Here is a 5,335-nt window from a genome sequence, read left to right as displayed (position 1 = left end):
CCGCCGCCGGGTGTGGCGGCGCGAAGGAAGACGCGCAGGTCCGCGGGACTATTCCCTACGGCCGCCCCTGCGGCGGAAACGCCTGCCGCTGGCCGCCCAGTTTGTGGACCACGCCGCGGCGCATCACGAACGTCGGCCGCTCCAGCTCGCTCACGTCGGCGAGCGGGCTCTTGGCCACCGCGATGATGTCGGCGTCCTTGCCGGGCTCCAGCGTGCCCAGGGCCTCGCTCCGGCCCAGCAGCTCGGCGGCGTCCACCGTGGCGGCCTTGATCGCCTGGGCCGGCGTCATGCCCACCGAGACCATCAGGGCGAACTCCTTGCCGTTGTCGCCGTGCGACGACACGCCGGTGTCGGTGCCGAAGGCGATCTTCACACCGGCGGCGATAGCCCGCTTGTGGTTCTCCATGGCCGCCTTGCCGGCGATCTCGGCCTTTTCCAGCGTGTTGCGGCTCCGGGCGCCCGCTCGGGCCTGCGCCAAGGCCGCCTGCGGCGCCAGCATGGTGGGCACGAACCAGGCGCCGGTCTTCTTGAAGAGGGCGTCGGTCTCGGGCGTGCCGAACGTGCCGTGCTCAATGGAATCGACGCCGGCCCGCAGCGCCGCCTCGATACCGTCGGTCCCATGCGCGTGCGCCGCCACTTTGCGGCCGAACATGTGGGCGGTGTCGACGATGGCCTTCATCTCGTCGTCGAACATCTGCCGGCCGAGGCCGCCCGCCACGTTCGAGTTCACCCCGCCGGTCGCCGTGAACTTGATCACCTCGGCGCCCTGGCTGATCTGCGAGCGCACCGCTCGGCGGCAGTCGTCGGCGCCGTTGCAGACGTTCTCCGCCTTGGCGAGCGCAGCTTCGCTCAGGTCGCGGTTGAGGTTGTTGGACGGGTCGGCGTGACCCGAGCGGATGGCGATGGCGCGGCCCGCCGGCACGATGGTCGGCCCGGCCAGCAGCCCGTTGTTGATCCCTTCGCGCAGCGCCGTGACGCTGCGGATGTCGCTGCCCAGGTCGCGGATGGTCGTGAAGCCGGCCTCCAGCGTGCGGCGGGCGTTGTCGACACCCAGGACGAAGTTGTCCTCGAGGTCCCGGTTCGGGGCCTCCAGCCGCCCGCGCATCTTGTCGTCGTCGTTGAAAATGTGGACGTGCATGTCGATCAGGCCCGGCAGCACGAACTGGTCCTTCAGGTCGACCACCCGCGCTCCGGCGGCGCCCACGTCGGCCGGATCGGCGTGGCCGCTGCGCACGGCGGCCACCTTGCCGTCGCGCACGACGATGGTCGACGGGCCCTTGGCGGCCTGGCCCGGGCGGTCAAGCAGGCCGCCGGCGTGGATCACGGTGACGGACTGGGCCATCGCCGGACCGGCGGCGAAGCATAGCGCGGCGGCGGCCGCGGCTGCGAACAGGCGCATGGATGAGGTCTCCCCAGACTTCGGGCAGCCTAGCGGGGCGTCTTCGGCTGTCCAGCGCTCAGGCCGGAACCGGGGGCTTCCAGGGCTCCAGGTGGCCGTCCTTCAGCGCAAGCACGCGGTCCATGTGCCGCGCGAGCTCCAGGTTGTGCGTGGCCACGACCGCAGCCACGCCCTGGCTGCGGGCCAGCGCATAGAGGTTGTCGAATACCGCGCCCGAGGTCGTGGGATCCAAATTGCCGGTGGGCTCGTCGGCCAGCAGCAGCCGCGGTGAGTTGGCCAGGGCCCGGGCGATCGCCACCCGCTGTTGCTCGCCGCCCGAGAGCTGGGCCGGCTGGTGGTGCGTGCGGTCCCCCAGTCCCAGCTCACCCAGCAGGGTGCGGGCTTTCTGGCCGGCCGCCTTCTGCGGCGTCCCGGCGATCATCATCGGGATCGCCACGTTGTCCTCGGCCGAGAACTCCGGGAGCAGGTGGTGGAACTGGTAGACGAAACCGATCGTGCCCAGCCGCACGCGCGTCCGTTCGCGCTCGGTGAGGTCGGTGCAATCCCGCCCCAGCACCGTGATCCGGCCGCCGTCGGGATGCTCTAGCAGGCCGGCGGCGTGCAGCAGGCTGGACTTGCCCGAGCCCGAGGGGCCCACCAGCCCGACGATCTCGCCCGGCCACACGTCGAGGTCGACACCCTTCAGCACCGGCAGCCGGCCAGCGCCGGTCACATAGGTTCGCTCGAGGCCGCGGATGGAGAGGACGGGCTCACTCATAGCGAAGCGCCTCGACCGGATCGAGCTTCGACGCCCGCCAGGCCGGCAGGAGACTCCAGAAACAGGCCATGCCCAGCGAGAAGACCGAGATCCCCGTGACCTCGACCCAGTCCACCTTCGCCGGCAGTCGCGACAGGTAGTAGACGTCCGAGGCGAACACCTGCGCCCCCGTCGCCCACTCCACCGCCGACTGGATCGGCCCGATGTTCAGCGAGAACAGGACGCCCAGCGCCACGCCCGCCGCCGTGCCGGCCGCGCCGATCGCCGTCCCGGTCATGAAGAAGATGCGCATCACCGACCCCTGCCCGGCCCCCATGGTCCGCAGGATGGCCACGTCGCGGGTCTTGTTCTTCACCAGCATGACCAGGCCCGAGATGATGTTCAGCGCCGCGATCACGATCAGCATGCCGAGGATCAGCCGCATGGCTGTCCGCTCGACCGTCAGCGCGCCCCAGAAGGCCGCGTCGCGCTGCGTCCAGTCGTTGACCAGCGCGCTCGGCCCGGCCGCCTGGTTGATCGGACCCCGCATCCGGGCGGCGTGGTCGGGATCTACCACCTTGATCTCGATGGCGTCGGCCGTGTCCTCGCGGCCAAAGAACAGCTGCGCCTGGCTGAGCGGCATGTAGATGTAGGCCTGGTCGTACTGGCTCATCCCTACCCGGAACGTGCCGCCCACCGTGTAGGGCTTCTGTAGCGGCGTCCCGCCGAACGCCGTCGACCCGCCGGACGGCGAGATCAGCGTCACCGTGTCGCCCGGCCCCACGCCCAGCTGCTGCGCCAGCCGCTCGCCGACGAGCACCGTGTCGCCGCCGTACTCCCCCGCGCCGAAGCCGCGCAGCGAGCCCTGGGTGATGTTGCCCGAGACCAGCTTGGTGTCCGCCAGGTCCCTCGGCCCGATGCCGCGCACCAGCGCGCCGGTGATCTGGCTGGGGCCGATGGCGATCACCTGGGCCTCGATGATCGGCGCGGCCTGGACGACGCCCGGCACCTTCAGGATGCGCGCTACCGCCTGGTCGCGCGCCGGCCCGTCCAGCACGCCGCCGGTCACGAACAGGTGGCCCTGGAAGCCCAGGATCCGGCCTAGCAGCTCGGCCCGGAACCCGTTCATCACCGACATGGTGGCGATCAGCACGCCCACCGCCAGCATGATGCCGACGAACGAGATGATCGAGATCAGCGCCACCCCGCCCTGGCTGCGGCGCGCCCTAAGGTAGCGGGCGGCGAGCATCCGCTCCCACAGCCCGAACGGGGCCGCGCGGCCGCCCATGACGGGGCGGGCGTCAGCCATTCACGACAGCCTTCAGCGCCGCCTCGAGCGGCAGCGTCTGGCGCTCGCCGGTGGCGCGGCGCTTCAGCTCGACGACGCCGTCCGCCACGCCCTTCGGCCCGACGATCAGCTGCCAGGGGATGCCCACGAGGTCGGTGGCCGCGAACTTCGCGCCCGGCCGGTCGTCGCGGTCGTCGTACAGCGGGTCGATCCCAGCCTCGGTCAGCGCTTGGTAGGCCTTCTCGCAGACCTCGTCGCAGCCCGCGTCGCCCACGCGCAGGTTCAGCACCGCCGCGCCGAACGGCGCCACCGCGTCGGGCCAGATGATGCCCGCGTCGTCGTGGCTGGCCTCGATGATCGCACCGGCCAGGCGCGAAACGCCCACGCCGTACGAGCCCATGTGCACGGCCACGTCCTTGCCGTCTGGCCCGGTCACATTGGCCTTCATCGGCGCCGAGTACTTGGTCCCGAAATAGAAGATGTGCCCCACCTCGATGCCGCGGGCGGTCATCCGCTTGTCCTCGGGCAGCGCGTCGTAAGCGGCCGCGTCGTGCATCTCGTCGGAGGCGGCATAGAGCACGGTGCGCTTCTCGACCTGCGGCTGCAGGTCGCCGTCCCAGTCGACGTCGGGACCCGGCGCGCCCATCTCCACCAGGTCACGGTGTGCGAACACCTGGCTCTCGCCGGTGTCGGCCAGGATGATGAACTCGTGGCTGAGGTCGCCGCCGATCGGGCCCGTGTCGGCGCGCACCGGGATCGCCTTCAGGCCCAGCCGCGCATAGACGTTGAGGTAGGCCAGGAACATCCGGTTGTAGGCCCGCCGCGCCGCCGCCTCGTCGATGTCGAACGAGTAGGCGTCCTTCATCAGGAACTCGCGGCCGCGCATCACCCCGAACCGGGGCCGGCGCTCGTCGCGGAACTTCCATTGGATGTTGTAAAGATTCAGCGGCAAGTCCTTGTAGGACTTCACATAGCTACGGAAGATGTCGGTGACGACCTCCTCCGCCGTGGGGCCGAACAGCAGGTCCCGATCGTGGCGGTCCTTGATGCGCAGCATCTCATCGCCATAGGCCTCGTAGCGGCCGCTCTCGCGCCACAGGTCGGCGAGCTGCAGCGTCGGCATCAGGATCTCGACGGCGCCGGCGCGGTTCATCTCCTCGCGCACCACCTGCTCGATCTTCTTCAGCACACGCAGGCCCAGCGGCAGCCAGGCATAGATCCCGGCCGCTTCCTGCCGGATCATCCCGGAGCGCAGCATGAGCTGGTGCGACACGATCTGCGCGTCGGCGGGCGCCTCGCGAAGCGTGGGCATGAAGTATCGCGAAAGGCGCATGGGATTCCCGTCAGATCAGGCGAAGGCGCCCTGATAGCCTTGGCGTGAGAACCTTGGCAACGATGAGGCGACTCTGACGGCGTGCATGCCCGACGAACGCGGGCCTACGGCCAAGGTTCCGCTAGTAGCCGCTGGGCAGCCGCGGAAGCTTCACGATCCCGCTCCAGATGACCAGCCAGACGATCCCGAACACCACGATGGCGATGCCCGTGGTGATCAGGAACTTCTCCTTGAGCCTCGGGTTCACCGGCGCGCCGGGATCGCCGCCGTCGCCCTTGTCGATCCCCGCCTCGGCGTAGGTCACCGTCCCCCACAGCAGCACGGCGAACAGCACCGTCCACCAGATGGTCAGGAAGATCGCGATGGAGGTGAACGGGCCCATCAGTGGGCGCCTTTCGGGGTTTCCATGAGCTCGACCAGCACGCCGCCCATGTTCTTGGGATGCACGAAGATCACCGGCGTGCCGTGCGCGCCGATCCGCGGCTTGCCGCCGTTCAGCACAGTGGCGCCCTTGGCCACCATGTCGTCGCGGGCCGCCTCGATGCTCTCGACCTCGAAGCAGATGTGATGCTGGCCACC

6 protein-coding genes are annotated in these 5,335 nt (G+C 69.9%); all 6 read right to left on the bottom strand.

Translation table 11 applies throughout. From position 1 onward, the window contains the following. Positions 1-55: 55 nt before the first annotated feature. A complete protein-coding gene (locus tag VGD44_RS17915) occupies positions 56-1,399 on the bottom strand; it encodes a metal-dependent hydrolase family protein (RefSeq protein ID WP_331089627.1) in 1,344 nt (447 codons plus the stop codon). A gap of 58 nt (positions 1,400-1,457) precedes the next feature. Further along, positions 1,458-2,156, bottom strand: a complete 699-nt coding sequence (locus VGD44_RS17910; RefSeq protein ID WP_331089625.1) for an ABC transporter ATP-binding protein — start codon at positions 2,154-2,156, stop codon at positions 1,458-1,460. Then, positions 2,149-3,444, bottom strand: a complete 1,296-nt coding sequence (locus VGD44_RS17905) for a lipoprotein-releasing ABC transporter permease subunit (protein WP_331089623.1) — start codon at positions 3,442-3,444, stop codon at positions 2,149-2,151. The genes VGD44_RS17910 and VGD44_RS17905 overlap by 8 nt, the downstream gene beginning before the upstream one ends. After that, complete coding sequence (gene proS / locus VGD44_RS17900; protein WP_331089621.1) at positions 3,437-4,756, bottom strand: proline--tRNA ligase; 1,320 nt, start codon at positions 4,754-4,756, stop codon at positions 3,437-3,439. The genes VGD44_RS17905 and proS overlap by 8 nt, the downstream gene beginning before the upstream one ends. Before the next feature lie 121 nt (positions 4,757-4,877). Then, the gene (locus VGD44_RS17895; protein ID WP_331089619.1) at positions 4,878-5,138 is read right to left on the bottom strand and encodes a DUF1467 family protein; all 261 of its coding nucleotides are present in this window, start codon (positions 5,136-5,138) and stop codon (positions 4,878-4,880) included. Beyond that, positions 5,138-5,335, bottom strand: a 198-nt coding sequence (locus VGD44_RS17890) for a VOC family protein (protein ID WP_331089617.1), incomplete at its 5' end; no start/stop codon positions are given. The genes VGD44_RS17890 and VGD44_RS17895, both read right to left, overlap by 1 nt.

The sequence above is a fragment of the Phenylobacterium sp. genome, assembly GCF_036402295.1.
Taxonomy (GTDB): Bacteria; Pseudomonadota; Alphaproteobacteria; order Caulobacterales; family Caulobacteraceae; genus Phenylobacterium.
This window is presented reverse-complemented; position numbering and strand designations above follow the sequence as displayed.

Excerpts from the sequence above, each read along its gene's own strand:
- VGD44_RS17915 (WP_331089627.1), bottom strand. The coding sequence starts at position 1,399 with ATGCGCCTGTTCGCAGCCGCGGCCGCCGCCGCGCTATGCTTCGCCGCC.
- VGD44_RS17910 (WP_331089625.1), bottom strand. The coding sequence starts at position 2,156 with ATGAGTGAGCCCGTCCTCTCCATCCGCGGCCTCGAGCGAACCTATGTG.
- VGD44_RS17905 (WP_331089623.1), bottom strand. The coding sequence starts at position 3,444 with ATGGCTGACGCCCGCCCCGTCATGGGCGGCCGCGCGGCCCCGTTCGGG.
- proS (WP_331089621.1), bottom strand. The coding sequence starts at position 4,756 with ATGCGCCTTTCGCGATACTTCATGCCCACGCTTCGCGAGGCGCCCGCC.
- VGD44_RS17895 (WP_331089619.1), bottom strand. The coding sequence starts at position 5,138 with ATGGGCCCGTTCACCTCCATCGCGATCTTCCTGACCATCTGGTGGACG.